The sequence below is a fragment of the Rhizobium sp. SRI_017 genome (assembly GCF_057586295.1).
In genome coordinates, this window is record NZ_JBYCZP010000025.1 from 38,177 (window position 1) to 60,350 (window position 22,174).

Genomic DNA, 22,174 nt, shown 5'->3' on the forward strand with positions numbered 1-22,174 from the left:
CGCTCAACCTCCCAGCGATTGCCGCATTTGCTCGAGACGAAGCTTGCCGTCGGCAGCCTCCGCATTTCTGCAGTTTGCGGTGTTGCGAAGCGCGCCGGGATTGTTGCGGCATTTGTCGATCAGCTCGGAGAGCAGGCTTTTGTCCGCCATGAGCTCATCGACGGTATAGGACACTTCGGGCTGTTCCGAGCAGCCCGATAGAACGAGTAAGGCGAGATAGAGGGCAAGCTGTCTCATTGCAGGGCGGCCTTCATCGCGTCCATGCGCTGGCGCCAGTCCTCGGCCTTGCGTTGGTCATCCACTTGTACCTGCGCCTGCTGCACCATCTTCAGCCCTTCCATCCTGAGCACATCGTTCTGCAGGAAGGCCGTTTCGGCCTGAAGGCGTGCCTGCAGATCGGCGACATCCTTGGCGTCACTGGCCGCGGAGATCTGCTGACGCAGTTGGTCGATGCCAGAGATACGCTTGGTCGCTGTGTCATAAATCTGCTGGCCGAGGGTCATCTGGCCGGCATTCTGGTTCTGGATGCGAGTCAGTTCCTGGGCGTAGAAATCGTCGGCGCTCGTGCGATAGGTCGAATTGTTCTCAAGGAAATTTGACGCCGAGTCACCGAACGTGTCGGTGCTTTGCCCCTTGAGCAAGCTTTCGATTGCCGCAAAATCCGGCGGCAGCGCTTGGCGGACATCCGGATCGTTGAGCACGCTGGCGACTTCAGCCATGTTTGTCAGCTTGTTCAGCGAACCATAAAGCTGTTGCGCCTGTTCGATCTGTTGGTTCAGGGCATCGAGCTGGGCCTTTAGTTGCACGATGCTCTCGATCTGTTTGGCGATCGCCGTCTGATCGATGACCGGAATCCCCTGTCCCGCGGCACCGCCCGCCGAAAGGATCAGGATCGTGGCCAGTGCCGCCCGAAAAAGTCGATATCCGGTCATCAGCTCGCACTCCTTCTTTGATGAAAAATCGGAAGCCAGTCTTCCCGCCGGTCACCGACCTCGGCGCGGATCGCATCGGCGAGTTCCACATTTGCGGTTCGGCCGGAAAGTACGGCAAGTTCGTCGTCGAAACCGTTCAGATTCAGTTCGGCGACCACGCTATTGTGACCTTGCTTAAGGACGAACCTCCGGCTCTCGACCGAGAGCTCGCGCGCGATCAGCTCGTATTCGCGCTCCGTCAGCTTGAAACCGTCGACATAGTCGCCGCGATCGCCGCGCGAATTCGGCAGGAAAATTTGCGTCGGGCATTGCTCGATGATCGTATGGGCGATCGGCGAGACGATCGCGTCGCGCGGGCTCTGCGTCGCAAACAGCATGAGACCGTTCTGCTTCCGGATCGTCTTGAGCTTGTTCTGGGCGAGATCGCGAAATCCTTCGTCCTGCAGCGCTTTCCAGAACTCGTCGATGACGATGATGATGCGTCGGCCGTCGATCAGTTGCTCGACGCGATGGAAGAGGTAGGCCATCAGCGGCGTGCGGATCTCCTCGTTGTCGAGGAAATCGGTCATGTCGTACCCGACGAACTTGCCTCCGACGCCGAATTCACCCAAGCCGATGTCCTCAATGACATTGTCGAAGACCCAGCCGAGGGGGCCTCCCCTCTCCCACCGGCGCAGCCTTGCGGCAATGCCTTCCGGATCGGTGTTGTTGAGGAAGGTCCTGAGCGCGCCGATCGTGCGGCCGTCCACCGGAAGGTCGGCGAGACCGTCGATCGCGGCAGCGATGTCGCGAAGTTCGGTAACGGTCAGTTCGCGAGACGAGGACCCGACGAGCTTGCCGACCCAGCGGGTCAGAAACACCTTGTTCTCCGGCGTCAGTTCGAGCGACTTCAAGGGGGCGCAGCCGGTCGGGATACCATTCTTGAGTGGCAGATAAGTGCCGCCGGCGGCGCGGACGTAGAGATCTGCGCCCCTGTCTTTGTCGAAGAACACCACATGCGGATCATGTTTTTCGAGCTGCGACAGCATGAAGTTGAGCAGCACCGTCTTGCCGGCGCCCGATGGTCCGCAGACAAAGGTGTTGCCGAGATCGCCATGGTGGAAATTAAAGTAATATGGCGAGCCCGAAGCCGTCTTGAGAAGAGCGACGGCGGGACCCCATTCATTGCCGTCCTTCTGTCCTATCGGATAGGAGTGGAAGGGCGACAGTGCGGCGAAGTTCCGCGATGTAATCGCGCCGGACCGGGCGCGGTAGCGGAAGTTGCCGGGCAATTGCGCCCACCAGGCGGCCTCAAGGCCGAGATCCTCGCGCGCGACGACTGCGCCGCCGTTGGTCAGGCTGGCACGCGCCTTGGCGAGACTGTCGGTCAGTTCCTTCACTGCCGAGGCAAAGACGCAAAGCGTCAAATGGTGTTCGCCGAGCACAAACCGGTTGGACTCCAGATCATCCATTGCGTCATCGAGTTCCTCAATCTGAGAAGCCGCCTTGTCGCCGCTGCTGACCATCTGGTTCTGCTTGCGGCCCATGATGGTGCGGGCGTCGGCCTTCGAGACAAACGAGAAGGATTGCGACAGGATGAGCTCAAAGGGACTGGTGAGCACGTCGTCGAGCATGCCGGTCCTGGTGCGCGCCGGATATTCCTTGAAACTCAGCATACCGGCATAGCGGCTCGTCGCCTCGTGCCGGATTTCGATCGTTTCGCGGCCGACGATGACGCGGTCCGAGTAGATCGCCGAGGCGATGCGCCCCTCGGTGAGTGGAATTGGCTCCCGTCGGCCGCCGACGAGCTGATGCAGCACCTCGCTCGGTTGCGAGAACAGGACGCCATCGCGTTCGTAGAGTGACAATACGCGGGGTTCGAAGCGGTTCAACGCCGCGGTGACGTCAACGACCTTATCCCGAAGCTGCTTAAGCGCTTCCTCATCGACTTCGACATTCGCCCGACGAGCCTGTCGCAGCCGGGACAAGAGCTTGGCTGCTTTGTCGGCCGGATCGCGAGCCGGGGACCAGATGATCGTCAGATAGAGGTCATTGCGGAACAGATCCTCGCGCACCATGCGCGCGCGGTATTTGTCGTTGAGCGCGGACGAGAAAGCCGTTGCGAAGGTGCCGTCGGGGTAATCGCTGTCCCGGCGACGGATGAGATGGGTCCACAAGGCAAGCCGCTCATCGGCAATGTTCCGATAGAGCGTGTTGAGGTCACGATGCAGTGCGTTCAGGTCGAGCTCGTCCGCAGTCTCAAACGAGACGCCTTCGAGTGCGACCATCACCATCAGGGTGCGGGAGTTCAGCGCAATCGTCGACGGATCGACGTGACGGACATAAGGGATGAAGGTCTCCGGTCCGAGCTCTCGGGCTTTCAGCGTCGCAATACTAGGCAATGGCGAGATCCCTTTCATTGTAACGACGGCCCAGCCTGAGCGGCGATAGGGTTGCCCCGCCCCAATAGAAGCTGTTGCGGGACCGGCCGCGCGTTTCCACCCAGGCCAGCAGGATGCGGAACATGTTGTGATCGTGCTTGACGAGCGCACGGAAAATAAGATGGAAGACGACGCCGACGAGGGCGTAGGCGATGGAACCGGCGACAATGTACAAAATGGTCGTGAGCATGATGTTCATGCCCATGGCTTCCATCGTCACCCCCGCGATCATCGCTGGCCGGGTGCAGGCGACGAAAAGGGTGTCCTCCTCGAGCATCGACCGTTGGTTAGCCATCCGTCAGCTCCCGACGATGGTGTTGACGAGTTCGGTCGCGCCGAAGATGCCGCCGATGCCGATGATCCAGAATCCGGCTCTCCTCAGATCCATGTAGCCGAACATCCACGCGATGCAGATCACGATTACCGCGATGACGGCGAGCAGCTTGGCGATGTTGCCAGTCAGCATGTCGACGATGTTCTGCAACACGGTCTCGATGCCGGCAGCCTGTGCGAAAGCCGGTTCGACCAAGATGGCCACGATGGCGGCGGCCATCACGCTGGAGGTGGCGATTGGGCGGATTCGAGAACTCAAAGTCATTCACTCTGCTCCATTGGACTGTTCTGAAATACGAGGACGGAGGACTGCCGCCGTGAATTGAAGACATCCCAGGCCGGCGCGGACGCCGTCTGATCGACCGGCGGATCGTCGCCCTCGGCTTCGACTGCGACATCTACAGGCGTCGCCTCGTTTGGCCCCCTCGCCTCTTCGCCCTCGTCAATCGTCAGCGTTGCGAAGGTTTTGCCCAGCCTGTTGATTTCCTGGCGGACCTGCTCGTCGTATTTGACCATGGCACCAACAGAGGGATCGTCCCGGCCATAGTAGGATTGCAGCATCACCTGCTCGGCCCGCTTTGGATCGGCGCCAGCCTTGATCGCGAGCCGATAATAACCATCGAGCAGCGTGGCAGTTGCTTGAAGGTTCAGGCACGGATCGAACGCGTCGGAGATCGACAGCTTCAGCTTCCGAAGCTCGTCTATCCCCACGCCACCGAGGCCGAGCTGAAGGTCCTGATGCTCCGCTGCGAGTGTCGTCGCAACCTCAATCGCCTCGGCCTTCGACTTCGGCTGACTGGCGAGAGGCGCACCACTGTTGATCCGAATGTTGTAGGGGGCGAAGCGGCTATCGAGGCTCACCACGCCAGCCAAGGTTTCTGCGGCAACAAGAGGCGCGCACGTCTGTGCGAGATCGACGAAGACGACGGGCATGCTCAGTACCACACCCGTTGGCGGCCGATCCCATCGATCGTTACATCGACGTAGCGCGGTTGGGAGCGGACATGAGGTTGCACGGTCACGTAGCGCTGGCATTGACGTTCGTTGCCGTTCCAGCTCCAATTGGAAGAAAATCCCGAATTGCGTCCGTCAGAGTAGCATTCGGTGTCTGAAACAGTCTGCGGAGTCGTAGAGACGCAGCTCGCCTCCTGTCCATGGTCGCCGTAACGAACCGTCAGCCGATGGCCCTCGTCGCAGTAGTAGGGTTCATATCCAGGCCGGGACATCTGGAATCCCGCGCCGCTGCAGCTCGGGAAAGAATGCCCTTTTGCCAGTTCGCTCCACAGCTTTTCGATGGGAGGACGGCATTCAGCAAACTGCGTCGGTCCGCCCGGGTTGGAAAGGCATAGGATAACCTGGCATCCCCAGTCGTCGGCGCGCGCTTTGCTATCGAAAACGAAGGAGAACAACGTTAGACTGGCTGCAGCGACGAATGCCTTTGCGAGAGACTTGTTCATGATCACCACCCTTCACCGGTGCGACGCGACTCGGAGGCCACTGGGTCTCAAAATCGCGACTCGTTATACTATCAAATATCTGATAGTTTGACAGATGGCAACCACGCACAAACCGGAATTGCAGAACCAACGGGTCTCGGTCCTCGCCCTGGAGGAGGTTCTCGACAAACCAGTCGATGGAGAGACGCCGCAGTCGCGGCTGAAGCAGGTCGGCATGATGACGGTGCTCTACATGATGCACCAGCGGGGCGAGACGCTAACCCTCGCGAATATCAAGGCGGTGACGGGGATGACGCGCAACACAGCGAAGGAATCGATTGATCCGCTCGTTACACGCGGCATTCTGAAGGAAACGATCGTGAAAAATTCGGTAGGGCGCGGAACGGCCTGGCAGTACGAGTTCTGTCCGGAAATCTTTGAGAGATTGGGGCTCGGCTAACGGCAGTCAACATGATCTTGTCGGGTTTGTGCCTCCGTGCAGATTTGCGTCTATCGATTCTACGGTGTCGTCTCTTAAGCTGCTGGTCGCGCAACTTTTCGCCGTGCGGAAGCACAAATCTCACGTGCAGAATTGCGTTTTTAGACAGTGGCCGCAGGGAACGAAATTTTCCTAACTCTCGGTTAGTAATGAAGATTCAGGATCTTCTCGTCATTGCCCAAGCCGCGTTAACTTCTTGTTAACCTTAAATCCCTTGCGGCGAAGCGGGAATCGGGCGATAGTTTCGCAATTATTGGCATTGAAGCCATTTTTTCGAAAATATGGTCCCTTGGGAAATAGTTTGCAAAATGAGCCAGTCGCTGCCTAACCGATTTGATATCGAGATCGCTGAGCAAGGCGCGAAGATCTCAAGTGCGTTGCATATGCTGCGCACTCAACAATATCCCCCCGACGCTCGCAAGGGATTGCGCAAGTTCCAGCTCGGAGAGGTCGCTGAATTTATCGGGGTCACCCAGAGCCACCTTCGACAAATTCATTCGGAAGGTAAGGGCCCCGAGATCGAATCGGTTAGCGGAAGACGCTATTATACAGCTGATCAGATGCTGGAACTTCGGGACTATCTTGAGGCCAACAAGAAATCGGACAAAAGATATTACGTTCCGAAGCGTCGTGAAGGTGAGCCGATGCAGGTTGTATCGGTCGTAAACTTCAAGGGTGGAAGCGGTAAAACAACGACCGCCGCGCACCTTGCGCAATATCTCGCCCTCACCGGCCATCGCGTTCTAGCAGTCGATCTCGATCCCCAGGCATCGCTTACATCTCTTTTCGGGATTCAGCCTGAACTCGACGATACAGCTTCCCTGTATGAGGCGCTTCGTTTCGATGATGAGCGGAAGTCAATTTCAGACGTCATTCAGCCAACAAACATTCCTGGCTTGGACGTAGTTCCTGCTAACCTTGTTCTGCAGGAGTACGAGTACGACGTTCCCCTGGCGATCTCCTCGAAGAAAGGTGACGACGGTCGGTTATTTTACATGCGCATCGTCAACGCCTTGAAGGTGGTGGACGATAAGTATGACGTCGTCGTCATCGATTGCCCTCCACAGTTGGGCTATCTGACTATCACTGCACTTATGGCCTCAACCGGGATTCTCATCACTATTCATCCACAGATGCTGGACATCATGTCGATGAGCCAATTTCTGATGATGCTAGGTGGGATCATGACACCGGTCGCAGAAGCGGGCGCCGAAATCCGCGTCGAATGGTTCCGCTATCTCGTGACGCGCTTCGAACCGACGGACATACCGCAAGCCCAGATGGTCGGCTTCATGCAATCGATGTTTGCTCAGCAGATGCTGCGAAATCATGTGCTGAAGTCGACTGCGATTTCCGATGCTTCGATAAAAAAGCAGACGCTGTACGAGGTCGAGCGAGGCGATTTTGTTCGATCCACTTACGACCGCGCGATGGAAAGTTTGAACTTGGCCAACGGCGAAATAGTGGAGCTGATCCACAACGCGTGGGGGAGAAAATGACGAAGTTGTCAGCCGTTTTTTCTCCCGATTTCGTCCGCCAGTTCAGTGCCTTATTCGGGTTGAAGGAAAAACTGGAGGCCGATTATGTCGCGTGAAAACCCGTTTGCAAAATTGGACATTGCGTCCATCACGGCTAACAAGGCACCCACCAAACCGGGCTACGGCATGACAGGCGCCGCAAAAACGGTTGTCCGCTCAATAGAGGACCTGGCAGAGAATACGAAGAGGCTGATGGAAGGCGAAGTCATCGTGGAGTTGGATCCGCGGTCGCTCGACGTGTCCTTCGTTGCAGATCGACTTTCCGACGATGACGAAGAGTATCAGGAACTCAAGCAAGCGATCAAGGAATCCGGCCAGTCGACGCCCATTCTAGTTCGGCCGAGTTCGACCGATGGCCAGCGTTACATGGTCGTCTTCGGACATCGTCGCCTCAGGGTCGCTCAGGAGCTCGGTATCCCGGTCAAGGCCGTTGTCAAAAAACTCGACGACATCGCCTCTGCGATCGCGCAAGGGCAGGAAAATTCCGCCCGCTCAAATCTGTCATTTATCGAACGTGCCTATTTTGCTCAGAACCTGCTTGCCTCAGGGATGACGAAAGAAATCGTCCGGTCGTCGCTCGCGATTGATGAGGCAATGCTCTCCAAGATGCTTGGCGTCGTCGAAGTAGTTCCTGCCCCTGTCATTAAAGTGCTCGGCGCCGCCAAGAGGATCGGACGCGACAAGTGGTTGAGCCTACGCCAGCTACTGCTCGCCCCTGCCCTTCTTCGAGTTGCCACGGACTACGCCGGCAGTGCCGAGTTTCTCGGTCTCGCCGAAGAAAGCAGATTCGACGATCTCCACGAGTATCTAAAGCGATACAAGATCAGATCGGCGGCAAAAAAGACGAAGGCCACCTCATCCGAGACGCAATGGACGTCGAACGATAGTTCATTGAGTTTCGTGATGAATGCGAGGGCGAAGAGGGTTGCGATCGAGCTTTCGAATGTCGAAGCGAAACCCTTTAGCGATTGGCTTAAAGACAGATTGGACCGGCTGTACGACGAATACAGACGGTCAAAACCTGAAGACGGAGATTAGACCGCAAAAGAAAAAGGCCCCCAAACGGCAAACCGTGGAAGCCTCTCTCGTTATCCTTAGCAAGATTGAGAATCGCATTTCCCGGAATCTTAGTCAAGTGTCTTTGACACCGATTTGGTGAGCGGATTTCTTTTGCCTAAAGAAAGGTGAGAGAGAAATGCATACGGGACATGTGACGACGCCCTTTGGGCGGCGGGCGATGACGCTTGCCTTGGTGAAGGGCCAGCTTGAGGTCGCGGAATCAAAACTCATTGCGCGTGTTGAAAAGTGGAAAGTGTTTCGCGACCTCTGCGAGGCACGAGAGCGCTTCGGCCTCCAGGACAGAGCGCTTGCCGTTCTCGACGCGCTGTTGACGTTTTATCCCCAGACGGAGCTCGACGCGGCGCAGGGCCTGGTCGTTTTTCCTTCGAACGGCCAGTTATCGGTGCGCGCGCACGGGATCACAGGAACCACGCTACGGCGACACTTGGCGGCGCTCGTCGATGCTGGGCTCATCCAGCGCCGTGACAGCCCCAACGGAAAGCGCTACGCGCATCGCAACCGCGACGGTGAGATCGAACAAGCATATGGCTTCGATCTCACGCCGCTGGTGGCACGCGCCGCAGAGTTTGCAGCTATTGCGCAGGACATCGCAGCTGAACGCATTCGCTTTCGCCGGGCGAAGGAAGCATTGACCATTTGCCGGCGAGACGTTCGGAAACTGATTACAGCAGCGATTGACGAGGGAGCGCCGGGCGACTGGCTTGCCGTAGAAGCCATGTGCGCAGGCATTCTTGGGCATCTACCGCGGCACCCCTCCCGGACACAGGTCGAAGCGACACTTGATGAAATGGAGCTTCTCAGAGTGGAAGTCCTCAACCTCCTAGAAATCCAGATAAAAACTGAAAATATAGATGGCAATGGTATTCAAAATGGATGTCACATACAGAATTCAAAACCCGAATCCATCTATGAACTTGAACCTAGCTCCGAAAAAGAGCAGGGCGAAACGGGGCGGCTTGAACAGCAGCCGAGGAAGGTGCCGCAGGCAGAAGCGCAGCCAATTAAGTCCTTCCCGCTGGGCATGGTTCTTCGAGCTTGCCCCCAAATCGCCGACTACGGGCCGGGCGGCGGCATTTCGCATTGGCGCGAGCTGATGGCGGCGGCCGTGTTGGTCCGCTCGATGCTGGGCGTCAGCCCGTCCGCCTACGAAGAGGCGTGCGAAGCCATGGGACCGCAGAATGCCGCCGTGGCTGTGGCGTGCATTCTGGAAAGGTCGAACTTCATAAATTCTGCAGGTGGTTACCTGCGGGACCTGACGAAACGGTCGGAACGTGGCGAGTTTTCGCTCGGCCCGATGCTGATTGCGTTGCTCAAGGCAAATGGGGAGGGATCGCGGCGCGCAGGTTGACGGCCGAAGCTGGTCACCGTCGGCGGTGCCGTCGATTTTTACCCCAAAGCGATCGCGCCAAGGGATCAGTGCCAGAACTTGTCAGCCGTTTTTTTCCGTGTTTTTCTTATATAATACAGCGACTTATGAGGATTGAGCTCATGATAAGTGCGAAAAATGCCTAGGGTGCTTGCATACTAAGCGGAAGCACACCAGAAATGGCCAAGAAATAGGGTTCTCGTTGAATTTGTCCGGAAATTTTTTCGTTCGTCCGGGCGAAGGCCCTCGAATCCTTCTCTACCATCTGGGGCGGTGGATGCTGCGGACCCGAAAAGGAGGGAGAGGGGGGAAGGGGTGTTCGCGGCGGGTTGAGGTTGTCGGAGAGAGGCTCCGGCCAGCCCGCCACGGAGAAACGACATGGCACAGGCCATCCAGAAAATCACGCTCAACGTCGGGCGCGACATCCCCTTCAACAAGCTCGTGCTCAGCCAGCAGAACGTGCGCAAGATCAAGGCCGGCGTCTCGATCGAGGAGCTTGCCGACGACATAGCCCATCGCGGACTGCTGACCAGCCTTAATGTCCGTGCTGAAGTTGACGGCGACGGCAACGAGACCGGAATCTATCGTATCCCTGCTGGGGGCCGCCGCTACCGCGCACTCGAATTGCTGGTCAACCAAAAGAAACTCTCGAAGACAGTCGGAATTCCCTGCATCGTCAGCAAAAGCGAGACCCTCGAAGTCGAGGATTCGCTGGCCGAGAATGTCATGCGCGTCGATTTGCATCCCCTGGATGAGTATCGAGCCATCATGACGCTGCGCGAACAGGGACTTGACGAGGAAGAAATCGCCGCCCGCTTCCATATGTCTGTCGCAACGGTGAAGCAACGCCTGCGGCTGGCTTCGGTCTCGCCGCGGCTGCTCGAGCTCTATGCCAATGACGAGATGAAACTCGGACAGGTCATGGCATTCTCGATCACCAATGATCATGTCCGCCAGGAGCAGGTCTGGGACACGATCTCGCGGTCACATAATCAGGATGCCTATTATATCCGGCGGATGTTGACCGAAACCGCGGTCCGAGCCTCCGATCGCCGCGTGGTTTATGTGGGTATCGACGTCTATGAGGCAGCCGGCGGTGTCGTGATGCGCGACTTGTTCGAACAGGACAATGGCGGATGGCTGCAGGATCCTGCGCTGCTCGAACAGCTCGTCCTCGAAAAGCTGACCGCCGACGCCGAAGCACTGAAGGCCGGGGAGGGCTGGAAATGGGTCGATGCGGCGTTGGACTTCTCCTATGGCCACACCTCCGGTCTTCGCCGGTTCTATGGCGAACGCGCCGAATACACCGAGGAGGAGCTTGTACGTCATGACGCCCTGAAGGCGGAATATGATAAGCTCGACGCGGGATATGCGGCGGCGGCGGATTATTCCGAGGAAACCGAAGCCCGGCTTGAGGAACTCGGCAACGCGCTGGATGCCATGAACGACCGGCCCTACGTCTTCGACTCTGAAGACGTCGCCCGCGGCGGCGCCTTCATCTCGCTTGCCGCCAATGGCGAACTGACGATCGTACGCGGTTTTGTCCGGCCCGAGGATGAACCTGTCGTCGAATCGCATGACGTCGATGCCAATTATGGCGAAGGTGATGGGCAAAGCGGTGACGCCGTTGCGGCTTCGCCGAATGGCGGCATCTCGATCAACGGCAAGCCCGTCGCAGTCGAGGAGGCGGAAGACGACGATGGCAAGATTCGTCCGCTTTCCGATCGCGTCATCGAGGATCTCACGGCCGCCCGCACGGTCGCGCTCCGCAATGCTCTGGCCAACGACCCGGTGATGGCCTTCATCGCCGCCCTGCATGTCGCCGTCCTGAAAATCTTCTACAGATACGGGGCGGACTCGTGCCTCGAGATCACGCTGCAGCATACCGCGTTCAGTCAGACGCAGGGGCTCGGAGATACGATCTGGGCAAAGGAGATCGAACAGCGGCAGGAGTCCTGGGGCTATGACCTGCCTGGCAATGCCGACGAGGTCTGGGACTATCTGATCGCGCTCGACCAGGATAGCCGCATGGCGCTGTTTGCCCATTGCGTCTCGCTGTCAGTGAACGCCACCGTCCAGGCGTGGAACCGGCGCACGAAGGAAACCGCTCATGCCAAGCAGTTGGCGCGTTCGCTCGGATTCGAAATGGTCGCGGCGGGCTGGACGCCGACGGTCGACAACTACCTCGGCCGCGTCACCAAAGCGCATATCCTTCAAGCCGTACGTGAGGCGAAGGGCGAACAGTCGGCGCAGCTCATCGATCATCTCAAGAAGCCCGACATGGCGCGCGAAGCCGCTCGGCTGCTGGAAGGCAGTGGTTGGCTCCCCGAAGTGCTGCGGCTCCCGGTCGACGCGACCCTCGCCGAACCCGACGATGCCTCCGTGGCGGACGCGGATGGCATCGATGATAATGCCATGGAGAGTACCGCTGTCGAACTTCCTGCGTTTCTGAGGGAAGGCGTGGATGCCGAAGAGACATCCATCGATCTTGCGAAGGGCGGCGGCGAGCGCCTCGAAGCGGCGGAATAATCGCGCCAAACCCATCGCTCAATGGAGGCCCGACTACGTGTCGGGCCTTTCTGATGTCTGAGCGTTGGAGGCAAAGCGCGTCGGGCCGGGAAGGGGCTGCGGTTGGCCGGAGGAGGAAGAGAGGGGCCAGTGCAGGGCCGAAGCCGGGCGATGCAGAGAGGGTTGGCCGGCCTGAACCCTGTCGCCTCTCTGGAGAGTTATCGATGTCGACATCCGAAATTGTACCTCAATGCGCCACCGTCGTCCCCGAAGAGCGTCGCCAGGTATTCCTGCCCACTTTGTTCGGACGTTCACTCCTGATTGTTGCCGAGAACGCCGTTTACAGCTTGATGGACCGGCTGAGCCCGCACGACTATGGCGGCGGCTTCTGGGATTTCTACGAACACGAAGGCAAGCCGCTGTTCCTTGCGCCGAAATCCAGATCGCGGTTTCGGATTACCGGTGAGATCACCGGATTTCAGGGGGAGGTGTCCGCCGAGGCCGCCGGCATCATCGCCACCCTTTTCGCCTTTTCCCATCTCTCGTTCCAGTACCCTTCGGACTATCTCTCAGAGGGCTACGGGCGTCTCTACGCCTATTCGGCCGAGCATCCGGAAGCTGCCGAGATATTCCAGGCAATCGATTGAGAAGCTTGCGCGCCACCCCCGGGTGGCGCGCCTGAAGCGTTCCCGCCCGCGTCGCGGCGTCGGATAGACGCTTCGGCAGCAATCCATCTTGCAACCCCACCAGCCCGGTTATCGCAGAAGCGATCAGCCGAGCTTCTTCGTTTCAGGAGATTTGAGCATGAACACCATGATTTCCAGCCCGCTGCCGGTTTCCTCCGGCTTCAAGGTCGATATTTCGCGCGGCGAACGCATCGGCCGTGCCTCGTCCGAATGGTTCTCCCGCCACGACGACGAGCGCTATCTGTCGCTCTCCGATCTTCATCGCGCGGTCAGCACCAGGGCCGATCGCGCCCGTGTTCGAACGGTTGAAAGCGCCGAGATCCGTGTCGAAGCCACCCGTGACAATGCCGAACGCCTTGCCTTGATCGTTCCTGGCGGACGGCAGCCGATTGCACCGACGCACTGGAGCTACGGTCAACTTTGCAGCCTGGTCGGCGCGCCTACGAGCTATATGCGGCAGCTGCCTGCGCCGCTGGCGGCGATCAATCTTCAACACGGGCTCCTGAACCACAGCGCCGAGCTGGTCAAAACACTGGAGATGGACGACGGTCGCGTGGAGTTGCGGGCTGTGACTGGACCCGAATATGGGCGCATCTGGGATAAAGACCTGGTTGCCGCCGTGATGAGCATCGCCGGCAACGGAACCGGCGACACGATCTGGAAGGTACCGGGCGTGCTTGACTGGTCGACTATGACCCACAATCCCTTTGTCGATATCACGAAGGACACGACGACGCTCTATGCCAGCGACCGCGATGTCTTTCTCTTCCTCGTCGACGACACGCACCCGATCGAGGCTGGGCGTCTGCCGAACGGCGATCCGGATCTCTACTTTCGCGGGTTCTATGCCTGGAATTCCGAAGTCGGGTCGAAGACGCTCGGCATCGCGTCGTTCTATCTGCGGGCGGTTTGTGCCAATCGCAATCTGTGGGGCACCGAAAATTTCGAGGAAATCACCATCCGCCACTCGAAATTTGCGGCGCAACGCTTCGCCCACGAGGCGGCGCCCGCGCTCACGAACTTTGCCAATTCCTCCCCAGCGCCTTTCATCGCCGGCATTCGCGCCGCCCGTGAGAGGGTGGTTGCTCGCAATGATGAGGATCGCTCGGATTTCCTGCGCAAGCGCGGCTTCTCCAAGGCCGAAACCGGCAAGATCATCGAGACGGTCTTGTCCGAAGAGGGGAGGCCGCCCGAGTCAATTTTTGACTTTGTCCAGGGCATTACCGCGCTGGCGCGTGGCAAGACCCATCAGGACACCCGCCTCGAACTCGAGAGCAAAGGCCGAAAGCTGCTCGAAAGCGCTGCCTGATCATGGTGTTCGAAGGCCGCATCTCCTCTCTCTCCCGATCGGAACCCGGCCGTTGCGCCGGGTTTTAGCATTCCCGGAAAGGCAATCCAACGTTCGTGATCGAAGGACTCTCTCCCATGCAGCAGGGCCGCCTGGACGCGACTCTAGACAAGCAGTACCGTTTCGACGGTGTTGTCAAATCGCTCCGCTGCCATATCGAGGTGCTGGCGGCCGCCGGTCTGCTGGATCTGACCGAAGAGGACGGTACGATCGACTATTCCCGGAGGCACTTCAACCGGCTCGCTTCCCACAAGGCACAAGACGCCTATATCGGGCGTCTCAAGGCGAAGTGATATTTCTACGTCAACGGATGGGTGGTTCCGAAGTTGGTCTATGATGCGATCAGACGTTGATCTCGGTTGCGGTTTGCTCTGAAACAGCCTCGGACTGCCCCAGAGGCATCGCTGCACCATTTTTGCCGGATTTCTCTTCGGCGGCGACCTGATCGCCAGCGGCCTTCAGATCGATTGTTCCCCAGATCGAGTGCTCTTGCCGGGACAGGCGGCGTCGATTTTTGATCTCGACGACGAATGGTTTCTTTTCAAGCTTCATCATGGTCCGGTCAAAAATGAGTTAGCGATGTGCGGGTGCTCTTATTCGCCTCGCCCTGTCAACGCCCCGGTTCCCACGCGCCGATATCAAGGAAGTCGCGGCATTTCGCCGTCGCCCACCCGCCAGATCCAAGGTGCCATCTCCGGTCTCGACTCGACCATATCCGCTAGCGCGTGCTCGAAATCGTCCCCGGCGCTTGCCGGCACGATGAACATCGCGACCGGGGAGGGCTTTTGTTCTGGCAATGTGACCGACACGATCGGCGCATCGCGGGGCAGGTTGAAACGCAGCCCCTTGACGCACTTTCGCTTGAGATGATTGAGTTTTTCCAGGAGCCGCAACTCATTGATGTCCTCGAAGGGCAGCCAGTGCTCGTTGACCACCATGAGCGCGACTTCTTCGACTGACGCGATGCCGGCCGCCGAGACGCCGAACGTGGCGATAACGATCAGATGGAAGGCCTCGCTCAAGCGCCAAAGTTCCAGTTCGATCTCATAGCGCGCGGCGAGCCGCCGCCATGCGCCGCCTTCGATCATCAGCGGGAACGGCATTTGCCGTAGAACGATTCTGTGCCCTACGCGGGCCGCGGAAAACTCCTTCACCTCGGCCACGATCATCATCAGCTTGCGCGGTCCCGACCCTGTCGCCTGTATGTTTTTGAGCGCAGCGGCGCGCCGGGCACCGATCCCGTCCTTATCCTCGGGATGAAACACCTCGGGGACGAAGAGGATGTCGCTCAACGGACCGCCCCTTGCTGTCATCTGTGAGGCGGCATTGATGAGGCTCGTGCGCACCCGGCTCCAGCCGCGCCGGCCCGCCCATGTCGAGCGCCACTCCGTCAGTTCGCCCGCCTCCCAGAGATAATGCAGCATCGCCCTCAGTGACAGCTTTTTCGGCTCACTGCGAATGCCGGGCTCGGCTGCTTCAGTCGTTGCGCCTGGCGCCGATCGTGGCCCGCGCTTTGTCAGGGAAAAATCCAGCTTCAGCTCTGCCTTGCCGGTGGCATCGATCTGGATCGCATTTCCGATCAGGGGACCGAGGCCGGACAGCTCGTAGGGCGGCTCATAGGAAGGGCACGCAGGGTCGTGGTCGCGACCCGAAAGCGGCATGCGCTTGATGTGATACTGATCCTCCAGGCGCGCGATATACATTGGAACCGGCGGCTTCTTGCACATACACATCGGGCGAAGCCGTTGCTCATAGGCGTGGGGAAGCAGTGCCCGAAACTCTGGCGAGGATTCGGGCAATGTCTGATCGCCGATCGTGAAGTTGCGCACCTCTGTTCTCCCTTGCCGCGCTCGGGCGTATATCGATGGCCTCCTTTTACTATCAAATAACAGATAGTAAAGGCTTTTGCCTCCACCTTTCAAGTGACAACTCGTCCCGCACCAGACCGTCCGGCCCGGTGCTCCGACATGAGCGCCGGGCCTTCCGCTTTCCACGGAGAGCATCATGTCCATGCCTGCAACCGACCAGTCCCGCTCGGCCGTCTCACCCGTCGCACCGGTCATCCTCAACTTCCGCTCGGAGGTTGTCCGGGCCGTCCGCTTCGCGCTCGTCCATTGACGGCCCTACGTCCACCAGCTCAGCGCAGATGAGGCCGCAAACTGGATTGCCGCCGGCGGCAACGCCGCCCTCCATGAGCTTTCGGTCGCCGGCGCTGCAGCCTTCGGCAACCTGAATCTCGCACCTGGGTGAAGGGCAGGGGGCTCCCCGCCTGCTCGCCCGGAGGGAGAGAGGGGCCGGAAAGGGGCGGCCTGCCGGGGTTTTGGAGAGCGTCGGGGCGGGTCTGTCCTTTCTCGCTCTCGACAGGATTTGTCATGAACGTCATCACATCCGGCGCCGCAAACGCGGCGGTCACCTCGCTTGCTTCCACCGATCGCGCCGGCCGCGCTGGAAAAATTCTCTTCGCAGGTCATCAGCTTTTGCCGTTTCTCGAACGCGGCCAGGCAATCGGCGCAGCCGATCTTCGCGCTATCCTCACGGCTGCCTTCGGCGGTTCGGACGCCGAAGGCTTCTGGGCATGGAAGGACGCCTATGAAGCGACCGAAGTGGCGCAGGTCCTGTTTCTGCGCAAGTTCGGCGCGGCGATTTGCGCCCACGCGAATGCTCCGCTGGCGACGTTGGCGATGTTGACAAAGGTCGCGTGCCTGGCCCCGACGCACACACGCCGCTCGGAGGAAAGCCAGCATCTCCAGCAGTTCTCAACCCCGATCCCGTTAGCATTTGTCGCAGCCCGCGCCGCCGGCGTCATGGCTGACGATATCGTGCTTGAACCTTCGGCCGGGACCGGCCTGATGGCGATCTTTGCCGAACTCGCGCATGCGCGCCTTTCTCTAAACGAATACGCCGCGGTCCGCCGCTCGCTCTTGGAACAACTCTTCTCGGGATCGGCGGTGTCGCAGCACGACGCCGCCCACATCGACGACTATCTCGACCGTTCGGTTCGCCCCACTCTTGTGTTGATGAACTCGCCATTTTCCGCCGGTGTTCATGTCGAAGGCCGCATGGCCGACGCCGCTTGGCGTCACCTTGCGTCCGCCTTCGCGCGGCTTGCTCCTGGCGGCCGGCTGGTGGCGATCACCGGCTCCAGCTTGTCTCCAGACAATTCCAAATGGCGCGACGCCTTCGTCGGCCTGCAGGAGCGTGGCACGGTTCTGTTCAGCGCCGCGATCGATGGCTCGGTCTATGCCCGGCACGGGACGACGATGGAAACGCGGCTGACCGTGATCGACAAGATCGCCGCCGCCGATCCGACACGCCTCATCGTCTCGCACGATGTCGCTCCCGATCTGGAAACATTGCTTTCATGGATCTCAGACCTTCCGCCACGCTCGCCTTCGACCGCGTCGAACTCCATCGGCGCGCTTTCCTACGGAATCTTACGCGCCTGTGCGGCAAAGATGGCCGTCCGCAAGGCGGCGGATACCCTGCGCCCCGCGGCCGTGACGACTCCGGCAACGCGCTCTTCGGCCGCTGCTCGCGTGCCACAGCCGCTGTCTTCAGCGCCCCCGCCCGTTGGTGGTGAAGCGGTCGAACTCACCTACGAACTCCGCGAAGCATCCCCGCCGGCCCGCGTCGAGGTCGCCGAGGGCATCTACGAGCCTTATCGGCTGCAGGCGATCCGCATTCCGGACGCAAAACCGCATCCGGACAAGCTGGTCGAATCCGTCGCCATGGCATCCGTCGCGCCACCCAAGCCCACCTATCGGCCGCAACTGCCGAAGCGCGTTATTACAGACGGCGATCTCTCCGATGCCCAGCTTGAAAGCGTCATCTATGCCGGCGAGGCTCACTCCGGCTATCTCGCGGGCCATTGGTCCATTGATACCAGTTTCGACAATCTCAAGGCCGTCGCACCCGAAGCGGAAGGCGCTATCCGCTTTCGCCGTGGCTGGTTTCTCGGTGATGGCACGGGTGCGGGCAAGGGCCGCCAGGCTGCTGGCATCATCTTGGACAATTGGCTTAAGGGCCGTCGCCGCCACCTGTGGATCTCGAAATCCGAGACCCTGATCGAGGATGCGCAGCGCGACTGGAGCGCGCTCGGGCAGGAAAAGCTGCTGGTTACACCGCTGTCACGCTTCCGCCAGGGCAAGCCGATCAAGCTCGATGAAGGCATCCTCTTCGTCACGTTCGCCACACTGGGCACCGACGAGCGCGAAGGAAAACGTTCGCGTGTCCAGCAGATCGTCGACTGGCTCGGTGGCGATTTCGAGGGTGTCGTCATCTTCGATGAGAGCCATGCCATGGCCAATGCCGCCGGCGGCAAGTCCGAGCGCGGCGAAAAAGCCGCCTCGCAACAGGGCCGCGGGGGTCTTCGCCTCCAGCGCGCCCTTCCCGAAGCTCGTGTCGTTTACGTCTCGGCAACCGGTGCATCCGAGGTGGAGTCGCTGGCTTATGCCGAGCGTCTTGGCCTTTGGGGCGGCGCGGATTTCCCCTTCTCGACGCGATCGGAGTTCATCGCGGCGATCGAAGACGGCGGCGTGGCGACCATGGAAGTGCTGGCACGCGATCTCAAGGCGATGGGGCTCTACGCCTCCCGATCCCTGTCCTTCGAGGGTGTGGAATACGACATCCTCGAACACGAACTGACCGAGGAACAGGTTCGTATCTATGATTCCTATGCCGAGGCTTTCCAGGTCATTCACAACAATCTTAACGCGGCACTGGAAGCCACCGGCATCGCTAGTGCGACCAGTGCGGCAGGCAACGGCACCACGCGCAATAAAAACGCCAAGGCCGCCGCCCGGTCCGCCTTCGAAAGCTCGAAGCAGCGCTTTTTCAATCATCTGCTGACGTCGATGAAGACGCCGGCGCTGATCGACGCGACGACGAGGGACGTCGAGGAAGGGCATGCAGCGATCGTCCAGATCATCTCCACCGGTCAATCGCTTACCGAACGTCGGCTCGCGGAAATCCCGACCGAAGAATGGGGCGATATTCAGGTCGACATTACCCCGCGCGAGATCGTCGCGGAATATCTCAACCATTCCTTCCCGACCCAGCTCTTCGAGGAATATTCCGACGCCGAAGGCAATCTCCTCTCGAGGCCGGTTTACGACGCCGACGGCAATCCTGTCCCGTGCCGGGAAGCCGTCGCCCGCCGGGATGCGTTGCTCGAACGGCTCGGTAGCCTGCCGGCGATTCCGACCGCGCTCGACCAGATCGTCCAGCGCTTCGGCACCGATCGCGTCGCCGAGATCACCGACCGCACGCGCCGCATCGTCCGCCGCGACGACGGCGGCACGATCGACCGCTTCGCCGTCGAAAGCCGGCCGGGCAGCGCCAATCTCGACGAGACCCGCGCCTTCATGGACGACGAGAAGCCGATCCTGATCTTCTCCGAAGCCGGCGGCACGGGACGGTCCTACCATGCCGATCTCAGCGCGAAGAACCAGCGCCTGCGCCTTCACAATCTCCTCGAAGCCGGCTGGCGAGCCGACGTGGCAATCCAGGGGCTCGGGCGCAGCCATCGCACCAACCAGGCGCAGCCACCGCGCTTCCGGATGATCGCCACCAACGTCAAGGCCGAGCGACGCTTCCTGTCGACCATCGCCCGACGCCTCGACACGCTCGGCGCCATCACCCGTGGGCAACGGCAGACAGGCGGGCAGGGGATGTTCCGCTCGGAGGATAATCTCGAATCCCAATATGCCCGCGATGCGCTCCGGCAGTTCTATAAGCTGATCCACGGCGGCGGGGTCGCAGGATGTTCGCTGGAAAAATTCGAGACCATCACCGGCCTGTCGCTGAGCGCGGAAGAAGGCGGCCTCAAGGACGAGTTGCCGCCGATCCATACCTTCCTCAACCGCATGCTGGCGCTCACCATCGCCATGCAGAACTTGCTCTTCGACGCCTTCGAGCAATTATTGGCCGCCCGCATCGAGGGCGCGATCGCAGCGGGAGTCTACGACAAGGGGCTGGAGACACTGACAGCGGACCGGATGACGGTGACGGCCAGACAACTGGTGTACACCCATCCCGTCACCGGAGCGCAGTCGCATCTCCTGACGATCGAACGCATGGACCGCAACGAGCCGATGCCGCTTGGTGACGCCTTGGGACTCGCTGCGCGAGATCCCCGTGCCATGTTGATGCTCAACGGCAAGTCGGGCCGTGCGGCCGTGCAGATACCAACACGGTCGGTCATGCTCGATGACGGCTCGATCCAGCCGCGCGTGGCGCTCATCCGACCGATGGACGAAAACCGCTTCGAGGTGCGCCAGCTCGCCGAAACGAACTGGGAGGAAGCGGACGAGCAGAGCTTTTCCGCCGCCTGGAACGCGGAAGTTGGCGATCTTCCGGAGTTCTCCGTATCGACCATGCATGTCGTCTCCGGCCTCCTGTTGCCGATCTGGAAACTGCTGCCGCAGGATTATTGCCGGGTCTATCGCCTTGAGACCGACGAGGGCGAACGTATCGTCGGCCGCTTGATATCGGCGGAGGGGCTCTCCCGGCTTTGCCGGAATTTCGGGCTCGACCAGACGGAAGTCATCACTGCCGCCCAGGTCTGGCGATCGCTGCTCGGCGGGTGGGCAGTCGTCGCACTCGCCGGCAACATGACGCTGCGGCGCGTTCGAGTGATGAACGACTATCGCATTGAGCTCTCCGGCTTCACCGATGGGATGCGCGACAGGCTGAGATCCCTCGGCCTGTTCTCCGAAATGATCACCTGGAAGGTGAGGTTCTTTGTCCCGACCACGGACGAGGGCCCCGCGATCCTTTCACGGCTTATCGAGCGCCATCGCGTCGTCGATGTCGCCGGCCGGACGTGATGGAGGCCATACACCATGCTCTCCGCCTCGCAATTGGCGGATCGTCTGGCGCGCGATGCCGAGGCGGTCTGCCGTTATTATCTCTCCGCCGGCCATCGGGCCGGCAATTACTGGGTCGTCGGCGACGTCGCCAACAGCAAGGGGAAGTCGCTTTACGTTCATCTCTGCGGACCCCGCAAGGGCAGGTGGGCGGACGCGGCGACCACCCAGTATGGTGACCTGCTCGATCTCGTGCGCGAATCCTGTGGACTGGTCGATTTCCGCGACGTTGCCGATGAGGCGCGGCGTTTCCTGAACGAACCTCAGTCCAGACCGGTTTCGTCCCGCAGGGAGGAGTCCCTCGACAGCCTGCCGGTCGAAAGGCCGGCTGGGGAACGTGCAACACGCCTGTTCCGTATGACGCAGCCGCTCTCCGGCACGCTTGCTGACAGCTACCTGCGCCAGCGTGGCATCCTGCGCGCGTCGTTGCATCCCTCGCTCCGCTTCCACCCGTCCTGCTACTATCGTGATCTCGTCAGCGGCAGGACGAGCAGTTATCCAGCGCTGATCGCAGCCGTGACCGATCAAGCCGGCGCGATCACCGGCGTGCATCGCACCTGGCTGGATCCGGACGGTGGCGGCAAGGCGAGGGTCGATGATCCCCGCCGTGCGCTTGGCGGGCTGCTCGGCAACGCCGTGCGGTTCCGCTTTCCTGTCGATGGCCTCGTGCCTGTCGTGGCGGCGGGCGAGGGGCTCGAGAGCATGTTGTCGCTCTCGCATGTGATGCCCGATATGCCGATCGTCTCGGCGCTGACGGCCAATCACCTTGCCACGTTCCGGCCGCCAACCGGGTGCCTGCGCCTCTACGTCGCCGCTGACGCGGATGCCGCTGGCCGGCATGGCATCGAGGGATTGAGCCGCCGAACGCAGGCGTTTGGCATCCTGCCGCTTGTGCTCACCCCTGAGCTCGGCGACTTCAACGAGGATCTGCGCCGGCTTGGACCGGAGCGGCTCATCGCAAATCTTCGGGCACAGCTCGCACAGGAGGACGCTCAAGTCTTTCTGCCCGCCTGATTTGGCCTTGAGGAACGCGAGGGGCTGGCGCGGCGGCGTAGAGAAGGGGGGCTCTGCCAGTCGCCGTCCGGATGGCGCGCGCCTGCGGGCCTGGCGAGAGGCGAGCCTTACCAGACGGCGGGCGAGCCTTCTGCGGGTCAGTCAGGTT

19 protein-coding genes are annotated in these 22,174 nt (G+C 60.3%); 10 read left to right on the forward strand and 9 right to left on the reverse strand.

Annotated elements, in window-relative coordinates; all coding sequences use genetic code 11:
- Window positions 1-3: 3 nt before the first annotated feature.
- From AC2YI2_RS32145 to AC2YI2_RS32175, 7 genes are read right to left on the reverse strand one after another with little or no spacing between them, the layout of a single operon-like run.
- Complete coding sequence (locus tag AC2YI2_RS32145; protein ID WP_487390610.1) at window positions 4-237, reverse strand: EexN family lipoprotein; 234 nt, start codon at window positions 235-237, stop codon at window positions 4-6.
- Entirely contained in the window at window positions 234-932 is a 699-nt protein-coding gene (gene virB5, locus AC2YI2_RS32150) for a P-type DNA transfer protein VirB5 (RefSeq protein WP_487390611.1), read from the reverse strand. Before virB5 ends, AC2YI2_RS32145 begins: the two co-directional genes overlap by 4 nt.
- Window positions 932-3,313 carry a VirB4 family type IV secretion/conjugal transfer ATPase gene (locus AC2YI2_RS32155; RefSeq protein WP_487390612.1) on the reverse strand — a complete coding sequence of 794 codons (2,382 nt, stop codon included), beginning with the start codon at window positions 3,311-3,313 and terminating at the stop codon, window positions 932-934. The genes virB5 and AC2YI2_RS32155 overlap by 1 nt, the downstream gene beginning before the upstream one ends.
- A complete protein-coding gene (locus AC2YI2_RS32160) occupies window positions 3,306-3,647 on the reverse strand; it encodes a VirB3 family type IV secretion system protein (RefSeq protein WP_487390613.1) in 342 nt (113 codons plus the stop codon). Before AC2YI2_RS32160 ends, AC2YI2_RS32155 begins: the two co-directional genes overlap by 8 nt.
- A 3-nt stretch (window positions 3,648-3,650) precedes the next feature.
- Window positions 3,651-3,950, reverse strand: coding sequence for a TrbC/VirB2 family protein (locus tag AC2YI2_RS32165; RefSeq protein WP_487390614.1), 300 nt, complete (start codon window positions 3,948-3,950; stop codon window positions 3,651-3,653).
- A complete protein-coding gene (locus AC2YI2_RS32170; RefSeq protein ID WP_487390615.1) occupies window positions 3,947-4,618 on the reverse strand; it encodes a lysozyme family protein in 672 nt (223 codons plus the stop codon). The genes AC2YI2_RS32165 and AC2YI2_RS32170 overlap by 4 nt, the downstream gene beginning before the upstream one ends.
- A 2-nt stretch (window positions 4,619-4,620) precedes the next feature.
- Complete coding sequence (locus tag AC2YI2_RS32175) at window positions 4,621-5,142, reverse strand: hypothetical protein (protein ID WP_487390616.1); 522 nt, start codon at window positions 5,140-5,142, stop codon at window positions 4,621-4,623.
- A 94-nt stretch (window positions 5,143-5,236) separates the two neighbouring features.
- Here AC2YI2_RS32175 and AC2YI2_RS32180 point away from each other — a divergent pair, with 94 nt between their 5' ends.
- The 8 genes from AC2YI2_RS32180 to AC2YI2_RS32215 all read left to right on the forward strand — a co-directional run bounded on the left by AC2YI2_RS32180 (window position 5,237) and on the right by AC2YI2_RS32215 (window position 14,439).
- Window positions 5,237-5,581: a MarR family transcriptional regulator gene (locus AC2YI2_RS32180; protein ID WP_487390617.1), complete on the forward strand. Its 345-nt coding sequence runs from the start codon at window positions 5,237-5,239 to the stop codon at window positions 5,579-5,581.
- Window positions 5,582-5,928: 347 nt separating this feature from the next.
- Complete coding sequence (gene repA / locus AC2YI2_RS32185; RefSeq protein WP_487390618.1) at window positions 5,929-7,119, forward strand: plasmid partitioning protein RepA; 1,191 nt, start codon at window positions 5,929-5,931, stop codon at window positions 7,117-7,119.
- A gap of 84 nt (window positions 7,120-7,203) precedes the next feature.
- Complete coding sequence (gene repB / locus AC2YI2_RS32190; RefSeq protein WP_487390619.1) at window positions 7,204-8,196, forward strand: plasmid partitioning protein RepB; 993 nt, start codon at window positions 7,204-7,206, stop codon at window positions 8,194-8,196.
- Window positions 8,197-8,353: 157 nt separating this feature from the next.
- Window positions 8,354-9,586, forward strand: coding sequence for a plasmid replication protein RepC (gene repC / locus AC2YI2_RS32195; RefSeq protein ID WP_487390620.1), 1,233 nt, complete (start codon window positions 8,354-8,356; stop codon window positions 9,584-9,586).
- Between the two features lie 396 nt (window positions 9,587-9,982).
- Entirely contained in the window at window positions 9,983-12,133 is a 2,151-nt protein-coding gene (locus tag AC2YI2_RS32200) for a ParB/RepB/Spo0J family partition protein (RefSeq protein WP_487390621.1), read from the forward strand.
- 203 nt (window positions 12,134-12,336) lie between these two features.
- A complete protein-coding gene (locus AC2YI2_RS32205) occupies window positions 12,337-12,759 on the forward strand; it encodes an antirestriction protein (RefSeq protein WP_487390622.1) in 423 nt (140 codons plus the stop codon).
- A 157-nt stretch (window positions 12,760-12,916) separates the two neighbouring features.
- A complete protein-coding gene (locus AC2YI2_RS32210) occupies window positions 12,917-14,107 on the forward strand; it encodes a DUF932 domain-containing protein (RefSeq protein WP_487390623.1) in 1,191 nt (396 codons plus the stop codon).
- Window positions 14,108-14,223: 116 nt separating this feature from the next.
- Window positions 14,224-14,439 carry a hypothetical protein gene (locus tag AC2YI2_RS32215; protein ID WP_487390624.1) on the forward strand — a complete coding sequence of 72 codons (216 nt, stop codon included), beginning with the start codon at window positions 14,224-14,226 and terminating at the stop codon, window positions 14,437-14,439.
- A 49-nt stretch (window positions 14,440-14,488) separates the two neighbouring features.
- Here the strand turns inward: AC2YI2_RS32215 and AC2YI2_RS32220 are convergent, their stop codons facing one another.
- Entirely contained in the window at window positions 14,489-14,701 is a 213-nt protein-coding gene (locus AC2YI2_RS32220) for a hypothetical protein (protein WP_487390625.1), read from the reverse strand.
- Window positions 14,702-14,784: 83 nt separating this feature from the next.
- Entirely contained in the window at window positions 14,785-15,975 is a 1,191-nt protein-coding gene (locus AC2YI2_RS32225; protein ID WP_487390641.1) for a DUF1173 domain-containing protein, read from the reverse strand.
- Window positions 15,976-16,518: 543 nt separating this feature from the next.
- On the opposite strand from AC2YI2_RS32225, the gene AC2YI2_RS32230 reads away from it, so the two are divergent.
- Both AC2YI2_RS32230 and AC2YI2_RS32235 read left to right on the forward strand, forming a co-directional pair.
- Window positions 16,519-20,973 (forward strand): strawberry notch-like NTP hydrolase domain-containing protein, encoded by a 4,455-nt coding sequence (locus AC2YI2_RS32230; RefSeq protein WP_487390626.1) that lies wholly within the window; start codon window positions 16,519-16,521, stop codon window positions 20,971-20,973.
- Window positions 20,974-20,988: 15 nt separating this feature from the next.
- Complete coding sequence (locus AC2YI2_RS32235) at window positions 20,989-22,026, forward strand: DUF7146 domain-containing protein (RefSeq protein ID WP_487390627.1); 1,038 nt, start codon at window positions 20,989-20,991, stop codon at window positions 22,024-22,026.
- Window positions 22,027-22,174: the final 148 nt, after the last annotated feature.

What these genes read in the sequence shown, in the direction of transcription:
- AC2YI2_RS32230 (WP_487390626.1), top strand. Translation starts at nt 16,519, where the DNA reads ATGAACGTCATCACATCCGGCGCCGCAAACGCGGCGGTCACCTCGCTT.
- repA (WP_487390618.1), top strand. Translation starts at nt 5,929, where the DNA reads ATGAGCCAGTCGCTGCCTAACCGATTTGATATCGAGATCGCTGAGCAA.
- AC2YI2_RS32160 (WP_487390613.1), bottom strand. Translation starts at nt 3,647, where the DNA reads ATGGCTAACCAACGGTCGATGCTCGAGGAGGACACCCTTTTCGTCGCC.
- AC2YI2_RS32200 (WP_487390621.1), top strand. Translation starts at nt 9,983, where the DNA reads ATGGCACAGGCCATCCAGAAAATCACGCTCAACGTCGGGCGCGACATC.
- AC2YI2_RS32180 (WP_487390617.1), top strand. Translation starts at nt 5,237, where the DNA reads ATGGCAACCACGCACAAACCGGAATTGCAGAACCAACGGGTCTCGGTC.
- AC2YI2_RS32145 (WP_487390610.1), bottom strand. Translation starts at nt 237, where the DNA reads ATGAGACAGCTTGCCCTCTATCTCGCCTTACTCGTTCTATCGGGCTGC.
- AC2YI2_RS32210 (WP_487390623.1), top strand. Translation starts at nt 12,917, where the DNA reads ATGAACACCATGATTTCCAGCCCGCTGCCGGTTTCCTCCGGCTTCAAG.
- AC2YI2_RS32220 (WP_487390625.1), bottom strand. Translation starts at nt 14,701, where the DNA reads ATGATGAAGCTTGAAAAGAAACCATTCGTCGTCGAGATCAAAAATCGA.
- AC2YI2_RS32175 (WP_487390616.1), bottom strand. Translation starts at nt 5,142, where the DNA reads ATGAACAAGTCTCTCGCAAAGGCATTCGTCGCTGCAGCCAGTCTAACG.
- AC2YI2_RS32170 (WP_487390615.1), bottom strand. Translation starts at nt 4,618, where the DNA reads ATGCCCGTCGTCTTCGTCGATCTCGCACAGACGTGCGCGCCTCTTGTT.
- AC2YI2_RS32215 (WP_487390624.1), top strand. Translation starts at nt 14,224, where the DNA reads ATGCAGCAGGGCCGCCTGGACGCGACTCTAGACAAGCAGTACCGTTTC.
- repB (WP_487390619.1), top strand. Translation starts at nt 7,204, where the DNA reads ATGTCGCGTGAAAACCCGTTTGCAAAATTGGACATTGCGTCCATCACG.
- AC2YI2_RS32205 (WP_487390622.1), top strand. Translation starts at nt 12,337, where the DNA reads ATGTCGACATCCGAAATTGTACCTCAATGCGCCACCGTCGTCCCCGAA.
- virB5 (WP_487390611.1), bottom strand. Translation starts at nt 932, where the DNA reads ATGACCGGATATCGACTTTTTCGGGCGGCACTGGCCACGATCCTGATC.
- repC (WP_487390620.1), top strand. Translation starts at nt 8,354, where the DNA reads ATGCATACGGGACATGTGACGACGCCCTTTGGGCGGCGGGCGATGACG.
- AC2YI2_RS32235 (WP_487390627.1), top strand. Translation starts at nt 20,989, where the DNA reads ATGCTCTCCGCCTCGCAATTGGCGGATCGTCTGGCGCGCGATGCCGAG.
- AC2YI2_RS32165 (WP_487390614.1), bottom strand. Translation starts at nt 3,950, where the DNA reads ATGACTTTGAGTTCTCGAATCCGCCCAATCGCCACCTCCAGCGTGATG.